This is a genomic window from Terriglobales bacterium, assembly GCA_035457425.1.
Classification (GTDB): domain Bacteria; phylum Acidobacteriota; class Terriglobia; order Terriglobales; family Acidobacteriaceae; genus JACPNR01.
The window spans coordinates 26,995-43,461 of sequence record DATIBR010000123.1 but is presented as its reverse complement, the minus strand read 5'-3'; the positions used below and the strand labels follow the sequence as shown (position 1 = coordinate 43,461).

The window sequence follows — 16,467 nt, the reverse complement described above, 5'->3', positions numbered from 1 at the left end:
CCGACGCTACCAGCAAGAAGCTGGCGCGGATGCTGCGCATCATGGGCAGCCGCTTCGACCTGCTGGCGGAGCACGAGCCGTTCGTGAAGGGCGCGAAGTTCGCCCCCGGGCGCGCGCTCATGCCCGACGGCCTGACGCGCGACGAACTTGAAGCGTACGTGGCCCAGCATCCCGAGAAGAGCGCCGAGCTGTACAGCGGGACCACCGTGATCCGCCGCAAGGGCGATGAGCTGATCGGCGTCCCGTACAAGATCGCCTACCGCGACTTCCTCGAGCCCGCCGCGAAGGCGCTGCGCGAGGCCGCTGACCTTTCCGACGAGCCCGACTTCGCCAAGTTCCTGCGGCTGCGCGCCGACGCGCTGCTCTCCGATGACTACTACGCCTCGGACATCGCGTGGCTCGATCTGAAGAACCCGAAGTTCGACATCATCTTCGCGCCCTACGAGACCTATCTCGACGACGTGCTGGGCGTGAAGACCAGCTACGGCGCCGCGGTGCTGGTCCGCAACGAGGCGGAGAGCGCGAAGCTCGCCACGTACCAGAAGTTCGTGCCCGACATCCAGGACGCTCTGCCGCTCGCGCCCGAGGACCGGCCGTCGAAGCGCGGCCAGATCACGCCGATGGAAGTGATGGACACGCCGTACCGCGCCGGCGATCTGCGCCACGGCTACCAGGCCGTGGCCGACAATCTGCCCAACGACCCCCGCATCCACCAGGAGAAGGGGACCAAGAAGATCTTCTTCAAGAACTACATGGACGCGCGCGTGCACGAAGTCATCCTGCCCATCGGCAAGCGTTTGATGCGGGCCGACCAGGCGGCGCAGGCGTCGGCGGAAGGCTACCTGGCCGGCGTGGTGATGCACGAGATCTGCCACGGGCTGGGACCGGCGTACGCGCGCGTCAACGGCGCGCAGCTCGATATCCGCAAAGCCATCGGGCCGACGTTCTCCGGGCTGGAAGAGGCCAAGGCCGACGTCACCGGGCTGTTCGGCCTGAAGTGGCTGATGGACAACGGCAAGATGCCCAAGGACCGGCTGGAGGAGATTTACGCCTCGCATGTTGCCGGCATCTTCCGCACGGTGCGCTTCTCGATCGCGGAGGCGCACGGCCGCGCCGAGATGATGGAGTTCAACTACCTGAGCGAGCAGGGCGCTATCCGCCGCATGAAGGACGGCCGCTACGAGATCGACTACGCCAAGATGCCGGGCGCCATCGAGAAGCTCGCCAAGGAGCTGCTGGAGATCGAGGCCACCGGCGACCGCGCCCGCGCCGAGGCGTGGTTTAAGAAGTACGATTCCATGCCAAGTGAGCTAAAATCCGCCCTGCAAACCGTCACCGACATCCCGGTGGACATCGATCCGGTCCAGCCGTTCCCGGAGAAACTGCAATGACCAGCCAGGCAGACCTGAAGCACGAGCGGCGCCGCTTCGAGCGCATCGACGTCGATGCGAAGTCGGGCGTCTACGTCACCACGCCGAAGGGCGCGAAGCAGGGCGAGGTGCGCCAGCTCGGCCGCGGCGGCTTCCTCATGACGACCACCGACGAGACGCACTTCAAGACCGAGAAGAAGCAGAGCTTCGTCATCGTCGACCCGCACGAAGACCTGAACATCCACGTGCACGCCACCTTCTGCTACTTCCAACACGGCTGCGCCGGCTTCGAGTTCAATGACCTCGACGCGGACTCGGCGGTCAAGATCGGCATCCTGATCGGGAAGTACTACGTCTCCGACACCAGCCTGCTCGAGAAGCACAAGTAGAAGCGGGCGCCTCTACTCCACGAAATCCACCTTGGCCTTGTGCGGGATGATCTTCGCCTTGTGCCCCTCGTCCAGCAGCAGCTTGATGGCGCGGCGGCCTTCCTCGCCGTAGTCCACCGTCCGCTCGTTCACGTACATGGAGACGAACCGGTTGGCGAGCGAGCGGTCGAGGTCGCGCGCGAACTGCATGGCGTATTCCAGCGCCTCGTCGCGATGGTCGAGCGCGTACTGGATGGAGTCCTTCAGGGCCTTCGAGACCTGCGCGATGGTCTCCTTGCCGAGCGAGCGCTTGATGGCGTTGCCGCCCAGCGGCAGCGGCAGCCCGGTCCTGTCGCGCCACCACTTGCCGAGGTCCACGACCTTATGCAGGCCGTGACGGTCGTACATGATCTGGCCTTCGTGGATGATGAGCCCGGCTTCGTACTTGCCGGCCTCGACCTGCGGCATGATCTGGTCGAACGGCACGACCTCGGTCTCGACCTGCGGCGCGAACAGCTTGAGCGCGAGGTACGCCGTGGTCAGCGTGCCGGGGATGGCGATCTTCCTGCTCGTGACCTCTTCGGCCGAGAGCGCCTTGGAGGCGATGATCATCGGGCCGTAGCCTTCGCCGACCGAGCCGCCCGAGGGCAGCAGCGCGTAGTTATCCTGGATATAAGGATAGGCGTGGAAGCTGATGGCGGTGACGTCGTAGAAGCCCTTGCCCTCGCGCGCCTTGCGGTTGAGCGTCTCGATGTCGGTGAGCGTGTGGTTGAACTTCAGCCCCGGTACGCGGACCTTGTTGGTCGCGAGCGCGTAGAACATGAAGGCGTCGTCGGAGTCGGGCGAGTGCGCTACCGAGATGTCGCGCACTTTGGTGGAAGTTGCCGAGGGCATGGGAGGGTCTTATTCAGTCTCTATCAGGAGGGGCTACTTGCGCAAACTCCAGCGGCTCGCGAGCCCGGCGGCCGCGACGACTTTCAGCACTTCCGCCGCGAAGAATGGATACAGGCCCCACGCGACCGCCTGGGAGAGCGGCACGCGGAACAGCAGCAGCAGCCAGTTCACGCCCAGAGCGAAGAGCAGCAGCTCGCCCGCGGTGGCGCCGATGAGCGCGCCTTTGAAGTCCCGCTTGCCGGCGCGGAATGCCCAGCCCGCCAGCAGCGCGACGAACGGGTACGACATCAGGAAGCCGCCGGTGGGACCGAGGAGCTGCAGGATGCCGCCCGGTCCGGCCGGGCTGAACACGGGCAATCCCGCGGCGCCTTCCGCCAAGTACAGGACCAGCGCCGCGAAGCCGCGCTTGGCGCCCAGCGTAAGGCCGACCAGCAGCACCGCGAAGTTCACCAGCGAGAGCGGCACCGGCGTCCCCGGCAGCGGCAGGCTGAAGCGTGCGGCGAGCGCGACCAGCGCGCTGGCGGCGACCACCAGGCCGGCGTCCAGCAGCAGGCTGGGGACTTCCACGTGGGTGCGGGGAGCGATCTTCTCGGCGGCTCGATTCATAGCGTCAGACCTTGGTCGATTCTCGTTCATGCTCCAGCTCGTGCAGCGCTTCGCGCAACGCGGTCTCGGAGGCCTGCAACTGCCGGCGCACTCGCAGGTACAGCGCGATGGTGGTGCCCAGGATCGCGACCAGCGAGAGCAGCAGGATGATGAACAGCGCCAGCATGAATAAGGTGCATAGTCTAACAAAAGTCGTCGGTCTTCAGACTTCAGTCTTCAGGAAACCCTCACATCCCTGAAGGCTGAAGTCTGAGGTCTGAAGACTTACTTTCCCATCGCCTTCTCGATCTCCTCCGCCGTGCGCGGGATGGCCGCGCTCATGTTCACCAGCCTGCCGTTCGCGTCGACGTAGAAGATGTCCTCCAGCCGGATCCCCAGCTTTTCTTCCGGGATGTAGATGCCGGGCTCGAGCGTGAACACCATGCCTTTGTCGAGCGGCACGGAAGGGTCGTTGGCGTCGTGCACGTTCAGGCCGACGTGGTGCCCGAGCCCGTGGATGAAGTACTTGCCCAGCGGCTGGCCGTGCGAATCCCTGCCGTGCGTGTTGATGTAGTCGTAGGCGACCTTGTAGAGCGAGTTCGGGCTCTGGCCGCTGAGCGCCGACTTGCCCGGCTGGAAGGCCGCGATGGCCGCCTGCTGCGCGCCGTAGACGATGTCGTAGATCTCGCGCTGCCGCGCCGTGAACTTGCCGGAGACCGGCAGCGTGCGCGTGATGTCGGTGGCGTACATCGAGTACTCGCCGCCCACGTCCATCACCACCACGTCGCTGGCCTGCATGGTCTGGGAGTCGGCGGAGTAGTGCAGCACGGTCGAGTAGAGGCCCGAGCCGACGATCGGGGCGTACGCGGGTCGCTCGCAGCCGCGCCGCCCGAACTCGTACTGCATGAGCGCGGAGATCTCGCGCTCGGTCACGCCCGGCTTGATCGCCTGGAAGGTCGCCAGGTGCGCCGCGACGGAGGCGTCGGTCGCCTTCTTGATGAGCGCGAGCTCGCCCGCGTCCTTGGTCATGCGCAGGCGCGCGACCAGCGGCGCGGCGTCCTCGAAGCTGATGTAGTTGGGGAACGAGTTCGCGCGGCGCAGCCACTGCAGCGGGATGGTCGCCGGCCGGCTCTCGTCCCAGGCCGCGAGGTCCGAGTAGACGGTCGCGCGCGGCGCCGGCAGCAGGCGCACCAGTTCGTCGCGCATCTGGTCGAGCACCTTCACGTCGTCGAAGCCGGTCAGCTCCTTCGCGCGCGGGTTCTCCGGGCCGAGCTTCGGGCCGGTCCACTTCTCCTGCGTCGCGTTGTGCGCCGGCAGGAAGAGGATCTCGGTGTAGGGGCGCTCCTTGTTCTCGCCCACCGCCTTCGCTGCCGGCGCGATGAGGAGCGCCGCGCCCGGCTCCGACCAGCCGGTCAGGTAGTAGAAGTCGTCGTCCTGCCGGAAGCCGTAGAGCGCGTTCGGACCTTCGGCCTCGGTGGCGGCGAACATCACGACCACGCCGGTGCCGGCGGCGTCCGCGAGCTTCTGCCGGCGCGCGCGGTAGTCGGCGTTGGGCTGCCGCTCGATCGCGGCGGCTAACGGGGAAAGCAGAAGGAGGGCGATGACAAGCGTTCGAGTGGCTCTCATGGCGAAGGCCGATTGTAACGAAAAGCGATACCACAAAGGACACAAAGGTCGCACGAAGCCCTTCGTGAAGCCTTCGTGTCCTTTGTGGTGGAGCCTTACTTCGAGAGCGCCTTCTCGATGGACTTGATGATGGTCTTCTCCTCGACCTCGCCGGAGTCGTCGTACACCGGCTTGCCGAAGCGGTCGGTGACGACCACGTGCGGGATCAGTCCCTTATAGTAGCGGCGCGCGAGCTGGAGCTGGTCGTTGGAGAGGTGCGTGTCCATGTCGATGACGACGAAGTTCACGCGGTCCTTGTACTTCTCATAGAGCGTGACGGAGCGGCGAGCCTGCCGCTTGGAATTCCATCAACCCTCGCCCACGATGAGGATGTAGTTGACCTTGCCCTTGACCAGGCCTTCGGTCATGCGCTCGCCCGAGATGAGCGGGCCGTCGAGCGAATCGGAGTCGTAGTCGAGCTTGGGATTGAGCTTGAGGTTGTCGCCCGCGTAGGCGGTGGCGGCAACGAGCAGAAGCGCGGCGATGGAAAGGCGACGCATGGGCATGAGAGGCACCGCAGGAGAAAAAGTTACAGCGTTGGGGCGGTGGAGGCAAGCCCCGCCTGCGCCGCGGACGCCCTCCACGTGCCCAGCACGACGACCGCGCTGGTGAGCAGGATGATGAGGAACACGATGGGAGAAAGCCATTCGAAATCGGCGCCGCGGGCTTCGATGACCTGCACCGCCAGTACCGCGGTCACCAGCCCGCGCGGCATCATGAAGAAGACGAGGCTGCGGTCCTCGCGCGGTACCTGCCACGACCAGCGGCTGGCCTGCACCGCGAGAGCGCGCGCCACCACGATGGCCGCGAACATGCCCAGCGCGGCGACCAGCAACTCCGCATCCGCGAGCTGCACCAGCGTACCGAGCACGAAGAAGAAGAAGGTCCGGATGAGGAACCCCAGCTCGGAATGGAATGCCAGCACCTGGAGGTACGCTTCCTTGGAGAGGCGCTCGGAAGCGGCGGCGTCGGCGAGCGTGCGCGTGACCGGCCGGATGTTGCCGAGCGTCACCCCGAAGCAGAGCACGGCGATGAGCCCGCTGCCGCCGATCGATCTGGTTCCCGCATAGACGAGCAGGACCGCGCCGAAAGTCAGCACGTACCAGAACCTGGCACGCAGCAGCCGCGGCAAGACGCGCGACCACAGGAACCCAGCCACGCCGCCGGTGACCAGCGAGATGAGCACCTTGGAGAGGAAGCCGCCCAGCAGGGAGCCCAGCAGCGCTCCGCCCAGGCTGGTGACGTCTACCAGGATGCCGACGCCGACCACGGCGATGACGTCCGCCAGCGACGATTCCACCAGCAGCACGACCCTGGTGGAGTCGTGCACGCGCACCTGCTGCAGGATAGGGAGGACGACGGTGCTGGACGTACATCCCAGCACGGCGCCGATCAGCAGCGCGCCGCTCCAGCCCATGCCGGTGATGGCGAAGCGCGCGACCAGGGCCACCATTCCAGCTGACATGACGAAGCCGAGGAATGCGAGCACAAACCCGCCGGGGAAGTGGCGCATCGTCTCGCGAACGTTGAGTTCGAGCCCGCCCTCGAACAGCACCAGCAGCAGCGCCAGGGTACCGAATACGTTGATGACCGGCTGGAAGGCATTTTCGCCCACCAGGTGAAGCACCGGGCCGGCGAGCACGCCGGCGATCATCAGCACGATGGGGTCGGGCACGCGCGTGATCTGGAAGGCGCGATTCGCCAGGAAGCCGAGCACGAGCATCGCGCCCAGCAAGGCGAACATGCCGGTCTGTGACATCAGACGCCGACCGGGAACGGCTTCTCGTGCAGCTCGGCGGTGCCGCGGCCGGTGGCGCGCTCGAAGCGGCCCTGCAGCAGCGACATCAGCCCGGTCGCCCAGTAGCCGAAGACGAACAGCACCAGGAACGGCACCGTGATGTAGTTCTGGTTGACGAGGGCGTACCACACGGTGAGCGCGAAGTAGCAGCCCACGGCGAGCTCGATCCAGGGCACAATGCCCAGCCGCCGCCGGTACTTTTTTGCCAGGACGGCGTCGCCCTTCTTCTGCACGCGGTACTTCGGCGTCCGCTTGAACGAGGTCTGGTAGCCGAACAGCGCCTCCATCACCGCGCGCGTGTTGGTGAGCGTGAGCCCGATGCCGAGCGCCATCAGGAACGGCAGGTAGAGGAAGGTCCGCGGCCACTGCTTCGGGAACAGCTCCTTCTGCGACACCAGGTAGAACGACGAGATGCTGAAGGTCGACGCCAGGAACAGCGGCAGGTCGATGTAGAGCATCTGGAACCAGCCCTGGTAGAAGCGCGTGACCATCGCCGGCAACAGCAGCACCGAGAGCAGGATCATCAGCGGATACGAGATGTTCGCCGTCAGGTGGTAGAACGCTTCCAGCTTCACGCGCCAGGGCGCGTTCGACCGCCAGACCTTCGGCAGGTCCTTCTTCGCGCACTGGATCAGGCCCTTCGCCCAGCGCGCCTGCTGGACCTTGAACGCCGTCATCTCGATGGGCAGCTCCGCCGGGCACTCGACGTCCTGCAGGTACTTGAACTCCCAGCCCTTGAGCTGCGCGCGGTAGCTGAGGTCGGTGTCCTCGGTGAGGGTGTCGTGCTCCCAGCCGCCGGCCTCGTCGATGGCCTGGCGGCGCCACATGCCGGCGGTGCCGTTGAAGTTGAAGAAGACGCGCGAGCGCGAGCGCCCGCCGTGCTCGAGCACGAAGTGGCCGTCGAGCAGGATGGCCTCGACGTTGGTGAGGAACGAGTAGTCGCGGTTGAGGTGCGTCCAGCGCGTCTGCACCATGCCGACCTTGGGATCGGTGAAGTGGTGCACGACCTTCATCAGCCAATCTTCCGGCGGGACGAAGTCGGCGTCGAAGATGGCGACGAACTCGCCCTCCGCGGTCTTCAGGCCCTCGTGCAGCGCGCCCGCCTTGAAGCCCTCGCGGTTGGTGCGATGGTGATGCGTGATGGGATTGCCGACCGCGGCGTAGCGCTCCACCACCGCGCGCGCGACCTCGACCGTCTCGTCGGTCGAGTCGTCGAGCACCTGGATGTCGAGCTTGTCCTTCGGGTAGTCGAGCTTGCAGATCGAGTCCACCAGCCGGTCGACCACGTACTGCTCGTTGAAGATGGGCAGCTGGATGGTGACGCGCGGCAGCTCCGCGAACCGCGCCGGCGGCTCGGTCGTCTTGTTCCGCTTGTTGCGGTAGTACATCCAGACGAGCTGGTAGCGGTGCATGCCGTAGGTCGCGAGCACGATCATCACCGCGAAGTAGGGAAGCAGGATGGAGAGGTCGAAGCCGTCGAGCTGGTAGAGCGGGCGGCTCTTGCCGCCCTCGTACACCACGAACGGGTTGGTGACCACGCGGCTGACCGTGCGCTTGATGGTCTCCCAGGCGCCCTTGTTCTGCGCCGCCCACAGGTAGAGGGACGCCGCCCAGGCGCACCCGTAGCTCCAGATTGTGGCCAGTAGTTGCAGCGGAACTCCTCCGGCTGGTCCGCCCCGAACGGGACAGGTAAACCAAAGATTGTACAGGACGTAGGCGGCGCCGCCGTTACGGACGAGGTGCGGGCTACCTACTCCGGCTCGACCGTGATGGAGCGGAGCTCGACCGAGACCGTCTGCCGCTCGCCCACGGTCACGCGCTTGCCTTGCGATTCATAACGCGCAAGGAAATCAGCATCCCCGAAGTCGACCGTCCATTCCGAACCGTCCACGGCTAGGACGGTGTACTGCCCCGGCCTGAGCGACTCGAGGAGGAAGCGGCCGTTCTGGTCGGTCGTGCCGCGGCGCTGGTTGACGGTCTTCCGAAGCGGCGCAGCCGGAACGGCAACGGCTGTGACGCCTGTTAGCGGCTGGCCGTCGGCATCGGTAACGGTACCAGTGATGCTCCCCGCGGCATCGTTGAGCACGATCTCGAGCGTGCCTTGCGGGTTCGCGTTGGTAATGCGGAATCCGGAAGTCAGCACGTCGATGCTTCCCAGGCGGACGGACTCGGGATACCAGCTGCCGCCAACCCTGCCGATCTCATAGACCCCCACACGGTATTCACCCGGCGCTAGGTTCTTGAGGACGAAGGTGCCGTCGCGCTTCGCGCGGGCGAAGGCAGGTTGCCGCAATCCGAAATAATTGCGCGCACTGAGCTCGACCGTGTCGTCGTCTTGGGCCGCCTGGATGAAGACCTTGCTCAGGTCGATCTTCGGATCCCGCGATACGACCTTCCCCGCGAGAGAGAACCGGCCGGCGGCTTCGAGGGTGATTGTCACGCCTTCGAGGTCGGAGTTAGTCACACTGACTTGCTGAAACGCTCGGCGCACCGCGGCCCAGTCGCTCTCGTCGGAGGATCCTTCAGCAGGTGACATCGCCATCAGCACGTATTCCCCGGGTATGAGGTCCGCGATCTCGAAGCTCCCGTCCGGCCTTACTTGGGCGGTCTTGGCCTCGGACTCGCGCGCGAGCGCTATGACCTGGGTCTGCTTTCCGCCGCCGATCACGCGGCCGCGGATCGCCAGCGCGGCCGCGCGCTGGAGCTGGATGTCGGCCCGCACTTCGTCGCTGGCTTTGAGCTCCAGCGGACTCGCCTGTTCTAATTGCGTGGCGCTGGGAAAATAAGTAGGCACGTTGACCAGGCGCGCGGGCTTCCCGGCCTGGGGAGCGGCGAAGTTCATGCTCCACCCGAAGGCTCCGTTGCCCTCAGAACCGCCGGCACGCACGTAATACCGCGCCGGCGGAAGGGTGTGCAACCGGTACTCTCCCAGGTCATTGGTCTGCGCGAATGCGACCGAGTCTTCCTGCGGCTTGCCGCCGCGCCGGAACATGCGCAGGGCAACGACCTGCATGCGGCTGACCGGCTCGCCATCGGCGTCGACGACGCGGCCGGTGATAGCCGCCGCGGCCGTCAGCCGTAGCTTGACCGGGCGCAGCTTTTCGCCCGCGGTCAGGGTGAGGGGCGCGCCTGGCCGGTCTGGCCCGCGCTCCCCGAAGTCGGCGCGCAAGAAGCCGGTGCGCTCGGCCGAGAGCGCGTAGCGCCCGCAAGGCAGGTCGCGGAATTCGAAGCTGCCATCCTCCGCGCTCGTGCTCTCGCGCTCGCGTTCGGACGACCCTTCGTCGCGCCTTCCGGTCAACGAACCGAGCTTTACCTTGGCGCGTGGCAGCGGCTCGTCGTCAGAGGCGCGTACGACCACGCCGCGGACCTCACATACCGCTTTGGAGGGGCCATCCTGCCCCGGAGAAGGGAGAGTGCCGAGCAACAGTGCGAGCGATATCCAGAAGCGCATGAGAGCGCCACCTGTCGGAGAAAGCCTAGTTCAGGAAGAACTTCGTGTACAGCGTGTCCCGCTGCGCGGGGCGGAAGCCGGCATCGCGGATGATGCGGCGCAGCTCCTCCTCGGTCGTGCAGTTCGTCGTCCCTGCCGCGCGCACCACGTTCTCTTCCAGCATCACCGACCCGACGTCGTTGCCGCCGAAACGCAGTCCCATCTGGCAGACCTTCAGGCCCTGCGTGACCCAGCTCGACTGCACATTCTCGATGTTCGAGAGGAACAGCCGCGCGATGGCGAGCGTCTTCAGGTACTCGACCGAGGTGGCCTCGTCCCAGCCGCGGCCGCCGAGCGCGGTGTTCTTCGGCTGGAAGGTCCACGGGATGAACGCGGTGAAGCCCCCGGTCTCCTGCTGCAGGTCGTAGACGTGCTGGAAGTGGTTCACGCGATGCTCGAAGGTCTCGCCCACGCCGAACATCATGGTCGCGGTCGTCCGCATGCCGAGCGCGTGCGCGGTGCGGTGGACGTTGAGCCAGTCTTCGGTGAGGCACTTCAGGCGCGCGACCTTGTGGCGCACCTCGTCGTCGAGGATCTCGGCGCCGCCGCCCGGGATGGAGTCGAGCCCGGCGTCGCGCAAGCGCGCGATGGTGTCGCGGATGGAAAGCCCGTTCAGCTCGGCGAAGTGGATGATCTCGCTCGCCGAGAAGCAGTGCAGGTGGATCTGCGGAAAGCGCTGCTTGATGCCGCGCAGCATCTGCTCGTACCAGTCGAGCTTCAGGTCGGGATGCAGGCCGCCCTGCATCAGGACGCCGGTGCCGCCGAACTCCACCGTCTCCTGGATCTTGTCGTAGATCTGCTGGAAGTCGAGCACGTAGCCCCTGGCGCGGCCCGGCCCCTTGATGGGCGCGTAGAAGGCGCAGAAGGTGCAGTACTCGGTGCAGAGGTTCGTGTAGTTGATGTTGCGGTCGATGATGTAGGTGACCACGCCCTCGGGGTGCAGCTTGCGGCGGAGGGAATCGGCCTCCATCCCGATGCCGACCAGGTCGTCGGAGCGGAAAAGGTCCAAAGCCTGCTGGCGCGTGAGACTCATCTGGTAGAGGTCCCTCGCTGCGCTCGGGATCTCGGCTGCGGGCTCCCGGCCGCTGTGGCGGCCTCACGCCCGCAAGTCGTCTCAACCTGTTGTTGGGTCAGACTCATGCTGAAACAGCTATTTTAGCGGGGAAGAGCGCAGCCGGCCAAACCTGCCGCGTCCAGTTCAAAAAAGGCCGCGCTCCCCGAGGGGTCAGAAAGGGAGCGCGGCCAGCAACGCCCTCAATGCAAGGGCGCGGCTGCCGAAGCCAGTCGTGCGATGCCAGGCAGAACATCGTCGGCCGCCGCAGAGGAGCGGTCGGCGGCAGCCGACACGAAGGCTTCAGCCCAGCGAAAGACGTCGAAGCGGCGGACGAGGTGGCGCATGTGCCGCATGCGCCGCTGTCGCTCCTCCGCCGGCATGTGGCAGGCGCGCGCGATGGCGTCGGCCACGGCTTCCGTGTGATAGGGATTGACGAGCAGCGCGCCGTTGGCGAGCTGCGCCGCCGAGCCCGCGAACTCGCTCAGCACCAGCACGCCATTGCCGTCCACCTTCGCGGCGCAGTACTCCTTGGCGACCAGGTTCATGCCGTCGCGCAGGGGAGTGACCAGGCACACGTCGGCGGCGCGGTAATACGCCAGCAGGTCGTCCGGTTCGAGGTGACGATAGAAGTGCTGCACCGGCACCCACCCGGGCTGGCTGTGGCGCCCGTTGATCTCGCTCACCAGTTGCTCGATCTCGGAGCGCAGGCCGTGGTACTCGGGGATCTCCTCGCGGCTGGGCACCACGATCTGCAGCAGGACGATCTTGCGATGCAGTTCGGGCGAGCGGCGCAGCAGGTCGTCGAAAGCCCGCAGCCGGTCGGGGATGCCCTTGGTGTAATCGAGCCGGTCGACGCCCAGCACGATGTGCTCGCACCCCAGCTCCAGGCGCACGCGCTCGGCGCGCGCGCCGGCCTGGCGCGTGGCCGCGCGCGCGGAGAACGCGCGGTAGTCCACGCTGATGGGAAAGTGCGCGATGTTGGCGCGGCGGTGGTCGAGCGTCGCGCTCAGGACGCCGTGCGTGCGGCGCACGCGGCTGCCCGGCAGGTAGCGCCGCAGGCACGCCGTGAAGTTACGCACGTCGTGCGCGGTCTGGAAGCCGAGCAGGTCGTACTCCAGCAGCGAGGTCAGCACTTCCGCGCGCCACGGCAGCTTGGCGAAGATGTCGGGCGCGGGGAACGGGATGTGCTGGAAGAATGCGAGCCGCGAGCGCACGCCGGCGGCGCGCAGCTCGCGCGCCACGTCCATCAGGTGGTAGTCGTGCACCCAGACCAGCGGCGGCGCGGCGACGCGCAGCCGCGCCAGCACCGCGCGCGCGAAGCGCTGGTTCACCGAGCGGTAGCTGCGCCAGTAGCGCGGATCGAAGTTGCAGCGCGATTGCAGGTCGTGGAACAGCGGCCACACCACCTCGTTCGAGAATCCCTGGTAGAAGAGCGCGCGCTCTTCCGCGTCGAGGAAGACCGGCGTCAGCTCGCAGCCGAAGGACTCGGGATGCGCGGCGAGCGCGGCGGCGACCTCCTCATCCGGCGGGCCGTCGCAGGAGCCGATCCACGCGACCTGCATCGGCCGCAGCAGGGAACCGAGGGCGCGGACGAGCCCGCCGCTCGAGCGCTGCACCGTGACGCCCGTTGCGCCGCGCTCGACGCTCACCGGCAGGCGGTTGGAGACGAGCAGAAGCCGGCACTTGGCGCTCATGCGTCACCTCCACAAACGTGCAGCCAGCGGTGCAGGAATTGCGTGAGTCCCTCGGGCGGCTGCAGCCACTCGGTGGCGGCGGTCTTGCGGTGCATCTTCGCCACCAGCACGCCCAGGCCGTGGCCGCGGATGGCGCGGAAGGCGTCTTCGTCGGTCACGTCGTCGCCCAGGTAGGCGACGGCAGCCCCGGGCGCTTCCTCCAGGATGGTCTGGACGACGTCACCCTTGTTGGGGCGGCTCAGGCGCAGCTCTACACCGTGGTCGAAGGGCGCCAGCACAAGCCCCTGTCGCGCATAGCGTTGCAGGATCTTGCGGGCAGTGCTCTCGGTCTGAGCCTGGGCGCGCTCCGACAACCCACGCCAGTGGACCGCGAGCGCTCCCAGTTTGTGTTCGAGCAGGGAGCCAGCGCCCGCGCGGGCGAGTTCCGAGCCGGCTTCGGCCAGGGCAAGCACGGCGGCGGGCTCGAGCGCGTGCACGCGCCGCGAGCCGTCGGGAAGCAGCCGTTCCAGCCCGTGGACGCCGAAGATCTCCGGCGCTGGGTTGAGGCCGAGCAGTGGCAGCACTTTCGCCGTCGGCCGGCCCGTCACGATGACCAGCCGCGTGCCCGTGGTGCTGCGGAGGGAATCGAGCAGCTCCATGATCCCCGGATAGGGGAACGCCTGCTGCGGTTCCTGCCGGAAGGGGGCGAGAGTGCCGTCATAATCGACCAGCAGCGCGCGCTCGCGGCTGCCGGCGAGAGTCTCAAAAAAGCCGTCGATCCTGGAAAGCAAATGCGGACTTGCCAAGGGGAACCTCCGATCTGGATTCAGCGTCTTGCCGAATCGATCGGAGCTAGCAGAGGAGGACGACGGTGCTCAGGAGGGCAGCGGAGCTCTTCGGGCAAAGGACTGGCGGCAACGGCTCAGCGGCTCGTGCCTCGATGGCCACGGCGGCGCCCGGCCGGCGCAGCATCCGCACGATCGTCTGCGCCAGCACCAGCAGCGTGCCCAGCGTGACCGCGGCGAGCCGTGCGGCCCGCAAGGCGCTCTCCGGAAGCTCGAGCTGTGGCGAGACGAACATGGCGAGCACCGCCAGCAACACCAGGACCACCAGCATCACCTGGAGGCGGTCGCGCGCGATCGTGGCGAGGATTCTCACAGCTCTCTCTGCTCGAGTGGGCTCCATCGTAGCACGAGAAACGCCGGCGTTCAGTTGAATACGTGGAAAAGCGAGCCGAGCGCCGCGAGCGGCGCGAGCCCCGCCAACGCGCTCGCCCGCCCGGCCTCGCCCAGCATCTGCAAGGGACGCACGGCCGGCAGCACGCCGGTCTCGAGCGCGTACTCCAGGAACAGCCGCATGCCGTCGAGCTTCTCCCGGTCGAGGCGGTAGTCGATGCTCTCGGTGAGGTAGCTGCGGACGGCGTCTTCGCTGATGCCGACGCGGTGCGCCCACTCGCGCGCCAGTTCCGCCGTGTGCTCCAGGCCGTGGTCGCGCGAGCTCCGGAAAAGTTCGGATAAGTCCGGATAATCGTTGCGCCCGGCGAGCGCGGCGTTGCGCACCGCCCAGAAGGCGAAGACGAAGGGCTTGCCGGTCTGGCGCGTCCACTCTTCCGCCAGGTCGTAGCACAGGTACTGCGAGCGATCGACCGTGAGAGCGTTGTCGCCGATGATGAGCGCGGCGTCGGCGTTCTGCAGCATCACGTCGAGCTTCGGCTCCATCGCGGTGAAGGTGCGCTGTCCGCCGAACCACTTGCGGAAGATCACGCGCGCCAGCGCCACCGAGGTGCGCGAGGAGCTGTCGGCCGCGACCGTGCGGATCTGGTCCAGCGGCTTGCGGCTGATCAGCAAGATCGACCGCACCGGCCCCTTGGCCGCGATGCACACGCCGGGGAGCACCGAGAGGTCCGGGATGGTGTGGTAGGTGATGACCGGGATGATGCCGATGTCCGCCACGCCCGTCCGCAGCTCCTCGGCGCACGCCGACGGCACCGTGTAGTGGATGGTGAAGCGCCGCCGCAGCTCCCCGTGGTCGAAGTCCCACATCAGGGGCGCGGTGTTCAGGAAAGAGATGGCGGAGATGCGCAGCCGGTCAGCCATACGCGGACGGGAGATTCTAGCAGGACCCTGGGAGCTGCGGGGAGGCACGATGGCGTCATTATATATCGTGCAACGATGCAGGTGAGCCGCGTGGGCCGCGCCCGCGCCACACTCTTGCGTGATGGCCGTCACAAACAGGCCGCCAAGACCCTGCTAGATTCCGCAACGATCATGGAGACGGCGGCTCTTCAGACCGCCAGCACGACCTCCCGGGCCGCCGGCCTGTGGCTGGCGCTCGCCCTCACGCCGACGCTCGGCCCGAGTCGCGCCCGCAAGCTGGTCGAGCACTTTGACTCCATCGAGAACATCTTCCATGCTTCGTTGACCGAGCTCGAGGCTGCCGGCTTGCCGGCCGCGGCCGCGCAGTCGATCGCGACCGGAAAGTCCGGAGAGCTGGCGCAGGAGGAGATGGTGCGCGCGGTCGCCGCGGGCGCCCAACTGCTCGCGCTGAGCGACCCGGCTTATCCGCCGCGGCTCAAGCAGATCTACGACCCGCCGGTCGTGCTCTACGTGCGCGGCGAGGCGGAAGTGTTGTCGCGCCCCGGCATCGCGCTGGTCGGCACGCGCCACCCCACGCCGTACGGCATCGGCATGGCGGAGCGCCTGGCGCAGGACCTCGCCCATCGCGGCCTGGTCATCTTCAGCGGGATGGCGCGCGGCGTCGACACTGCCGGGCACCGCGGCGCCATCCACGCGAAAGGGAAGACGGTGGCCGTGTTCGGCACCGGCGTCGACGTGCTCTACCCGCGCGAGAACCGCAAGCTGAGCGAGCAGATCCTCGGGCTGGGCGGAGCGCTCCTCAGCGAGTTCGCCATGGGCACGTTCGCCGCGCCGCAGAATTTTCCCATCCGCAACCGCATCATCAGCGGCCTCTCCCTCGGCGTGCTGGTAGTGGAAGCGGGCGAGTATTCCGGCACGCGCATCACGGCGCGCTGCGCGCTCGAGCAGAACCGCGACCTCTTCGCCGTCCCGGGCAACGTGACCAACAAGAATTCCTGGGGACCGAACACGCTCATCAAGCAGGGCGCCAAGCTCACTGCTACCTGGGAAGACGTGTGGGAAGAGCTGCCGGCGGAGCTTCAGCAACAGCTCGTTCCCGAGACTTCTGAATCCAAACCACCCTCCACCGCATCTCTATTCGAGGACGACCAAGCCCTTGGTCCCGCCGAGCGCCGCATTTATGCGCTGCTGAAGCCCGACGAATCCACACACATCGACGAATTAGTGGAGCGCCTGGAGCCGGACGTCTCATCGTCCGAGATCTTCGCCGCGCTGTTCGAGTTGGAACTGAGCGGCAAGATCCGGCAATTGCCGGGGAAGAACTTTGTAAAGAGTTTTTGACCCCTTTACGGAGGTCATCCTGAGCGAGGTCGTCCGCCGCGGCGGACTCGCTCAGGATGACCTCCGAGGAAGGAGTGTCGTTCGAGTAGCCGATTTCTGATTTTCACCCCACTCATGCTAGTTTCAATCCCCA

At 66.7% G+C, this 16,467-nt stretch carries 17 protein-coding genes; 3 read left to right on the top strand and 14 right to left on the bottom strand.

Annotated features, from left to right (window positions below; genetic code table 11):
- Positions 1-1,391 (top strand): hypothetical protein (locus VLA96_09450; protein ID HSE49418.1); only part of this gene is annotated, 1,391 nt, incomplete at its 5' end.
- Complete coding sequence (locus VLA96_09445) at positions 1,388-1,759, top strand: hypothetical protein (protein ID HSE49417.1); 372 nt, start codon at positions 1,388-1,390, stop codon at positions 1,757-1,759. The genes VLA96_09450 and VLA96_09445, both read left to right, overlap by 4 nt.
- A 12-nt stretch (positions 1,760-1,771) precedes the next feature.
- Here the strand turns inward: VLA96_09445 and VLA96_09440 are convergent, their stop codons facing one another.
- The 14 genes from VLA96_09440 to VLA96_09375 form a co-directional block, all read right to left on the bottom strand.
- Positions 1,772-2,632 carry an MqnA/MqnD/SBP family protein gene (locus VLA96_09440; protein ID HSE49416.1) on the bottom strand — a complete coding sequence of 287 codons (861 nt, stop codon included), beginning with the start codon at positions 2,630-2,632 and terminating at the stop codon, positions 1,772-1,774.
- 33 nt (positions 2,633-2,665) lie between these two features.
- Entirely contained in the window at positions 2,666-3,238 is a 573-nt protein-coding gene (locus VLA96_09435) for a biotin transporter BioY (protein ID HSE49415.1), read from the bottom strand.
- Between the two features lie 4 nt (positions 3,239-3,242).
- A complete protein-coding gene (locus VLA96_09430) occupies positions 3,243-3,404 on the bottom strand; it encodes a hypothetical protein (GenBank protein ID HSE49414.1) in 162 nt (53 codons plus the stop codon).
- Between the two features lie 98 nt (positions 3,405-3,502).
- On the bottom strand, positions 3,503-4,843 hold the full coding sequence (locus tag VLA96_09425) for a Xaa-Pro peptidase family protein (GenBank protein HSE49413.1): 1,341 nt from the start codon (positions 4,841-4,843) through the stop codon (positions 3,503-3,505).
- Between the two features lie 95 nt (positions 4,844-4,938).
- Positions 4,939-5,130 (bottom strand): hypothetical protein, encoded by a 192-nt coding sequence (locus VLA96_09420; GenBank protein HSE49412.1) that lies wholly within the window; start codon positions 5,128-5,130, stop codon positions 4,939-4,941.
- A gap of 60 nt (positions 5,131-5,190) precedes the next feature.
- Positions 5,191-5,382 (bottom strand): hypothetical protein, encoded by a 192-nt coding sequence (locus VLA96_09415; GenBank protein HSE49411.1) that lies wholly within the window; start codon positions 5,380-5,382, stop codon positions 5,191-5,193.
- 29 nt (positions 5,383-5,411) lie between these two features.
- A complete protein-coding gene (locus VLA96_09410) occupies positions 5,412-6,641 on the bottom strand; it encodes a cation:proton antiporter (protein HSE49410.1) in 1,230 nt (409 codons plus the stop codon).
- Positions 6,641-8,218, bottom strand: coding sequence for a cellulose synthase family protein (locus VLA96_09405; GenBank protein HSE49409.1), 1,578 nt, complete (start codon positions 8,216-8,218; stop codon positions 6,641-6,643). Before VLA96_09405 ends, VLA96_09410 begins: the two co-directional genes overlap by 1 nt.
- 212 nt (positions 8,219-8,430) lie before the next feature.
- On the bottom strand, positions 8,431-10,131 hold the full coding sequence (locus tag VLA96_09400) for a carboxypeptidase-like regulatory domain-containing protein (GenBank protein ID HSE49408.1): 1,701 nt from the start codon (positions 10,129-10,131) through the stop codon (positions 8,431-8,433).
- Positions 10,132-10,156: 25 nt separating this feature from the next.
- On the bottom strand, positions 10,157-11,203 hold the full coding sequence (mqnC, locus tag VLA96_09395) for a cyclic dehypoxanthinyl futalosine synthase (GenBank protein ID HSE49407.1): 1,047 nt from the start codon (positions 11,201-11,203) through the stop codon (positions 10,157-10,159).
- A gap of 221 nt (positions 11,204-11,424) precedes the next feature.
- Positions 11,425-12,918 carry a trehalose-6-phosphate synthase gene (locus tag VLA96_09390; protein HSE49406.1) on the bottom strand — a complete coding sequence of 498 codons (1,494 nt, stop codon included), beginning with the start codon at positions 12,916-12,918 and terminating at the stop codon, positions 11,425-11,427.
- The gene (gene otsB / locus VLA96_09385) at positions 12,915-13,703 is read right to left on the bottom strand and encodes a trehalose-phosphatase (GenBank protein HSE49405.1); all 789 of its coding nucleotides are present in this window, start codon (positions 13,701-13,703) and stop codon (positions 12,915-12,917) included. The genes VLA96_09390 and otsB overlap by 4 nt, the downstream gene beginning before the upstream one ends.
- A 46-nt stretch (positions 13,704-13,749) precedes the next feature.
- Entirely contained in the window at positions 13,750-14,055 is a 306-nt protein-coding gene (locus tag VLA96_09380) for a hypothetical protein (protein ID HSE49404.1), read from the bottom strand.
- A gap of 50 nt (positions 14,056-14,105) precedes the next feature.
- The gene (locus VLA96_09375) at positions 14,106-14,993 is read right to left on the bottom strand and encodes a menaquinone biosynthesis protein (GenBank protein HSE49403.1); all 888 of its coding nucleotides are present in this window, start codon (positions 14,991-14,993) and stop codon (positions 14,106-14,108) included.
- Between the two features lie 171 nt (positions 14,994-15,164).
- Between VLA96_09375 and dprA the strand changes: the two genes are divergently transcribed.
- Positions 15,165-16,334, top strand: a complete 1,170-nt coding sequence (dprA, locus tag VLA96_09370; protein ID HSE49402.1) for a DNA-processing protein DprA — start codon at positions 15,165-15,167, stop codon at positions 16,332-16,334.
- Positions 16,335-16,467 lie beyond the last annotated feature (133 nt).

Excerpts from the sequence above, each read along its gene's own strand:
- VLA96_09400 (HSE49408.1), bottom strand. The coding sequence starts at position 10,131 with ATGCGCTTCTGGATATCGCTCGCACTGTTGCTCGGCACTCTCCCTTCT.
- VLA96_09415 (HSE49411.1), bottom strand. The coding sequence starts at position 5,382 with ATGCGTCGCCTTTCCATCGCCGCGCTTCTGCTCGTTGCCGCCACCGCC.
- dprA (HSE49402.1), top strand. The coding sequence starts at position 15,165 with ATGGAGACGGCGGCTCTTCAGACCGCCAGCACGACCTCCCGGGCCGCC.
- VLA96_09445 (HSE49417.1), top strand. The coding sequence starts at position 1,388 with ATGACCAGCCAGGCAGACCTGAAGCACGAGCGGCGCCGCTTCGAGCGC.
- VLA96_09425 (HSE49413.1), bottom strand. The coding sequence starts at position 4,843 with ATGAGAGCCACTCGAACGCTTGTCATCGCCCTCCTTCTGCTTTCCCCG.
- VLA96_09435 (HSE49415.1), bottom strand. The coding sequence starts at position 3,238 with ATGAATCGAGCCGCCGAGAAGATCGCTCCCCGCACCCACGTGGAAGTC.
- VLA96_09430 (HSE49414.1), bottom strand. The coding sequence starts at position 3,404 with ATGCTGGCGCTGTTCATCATCCTGCTGCTCTCGCTGGTCGCGATCCTG.
- VLA96_09410 (HSE49410.1), bottom strand. The coding sequence starts at position 6,641 with ATGTCACAGACCGGCATGTTCGCCTTGCTGGGCGCGATGCTCGTGCTC.
- VLA96_09440 (HSE49416.1), bottom strand. The coding sequence starts at position 2,632 with ATGCCCTCGGCAACTTCCACCAAAGTGCGCGACATCTCGGTAGCGCAC.
- VLA96_09375 (HSE49403.1), bottom strand. The coding sequence starts at position 14,993 with ATGGCTGACCGGCTGCGCATCTCCGCCATCTCTTTCCTGAACACCGCG.
- mqnC (HSE49407.1), bottom strand. The coding sequence starts at position 11,203 with ATGAGTCTCACGCGCCAGCAGGCTTTGGACCTTTTCCGCTCCGACGAC.
- VLA96_09390 (HSE49406.1), bottom strand. The coding sequence starts at position 12,918 with ATGAGCGCCAAGTGCCGGCTTCTGCTCGTCTCCAACCGCCTGCCGGTG.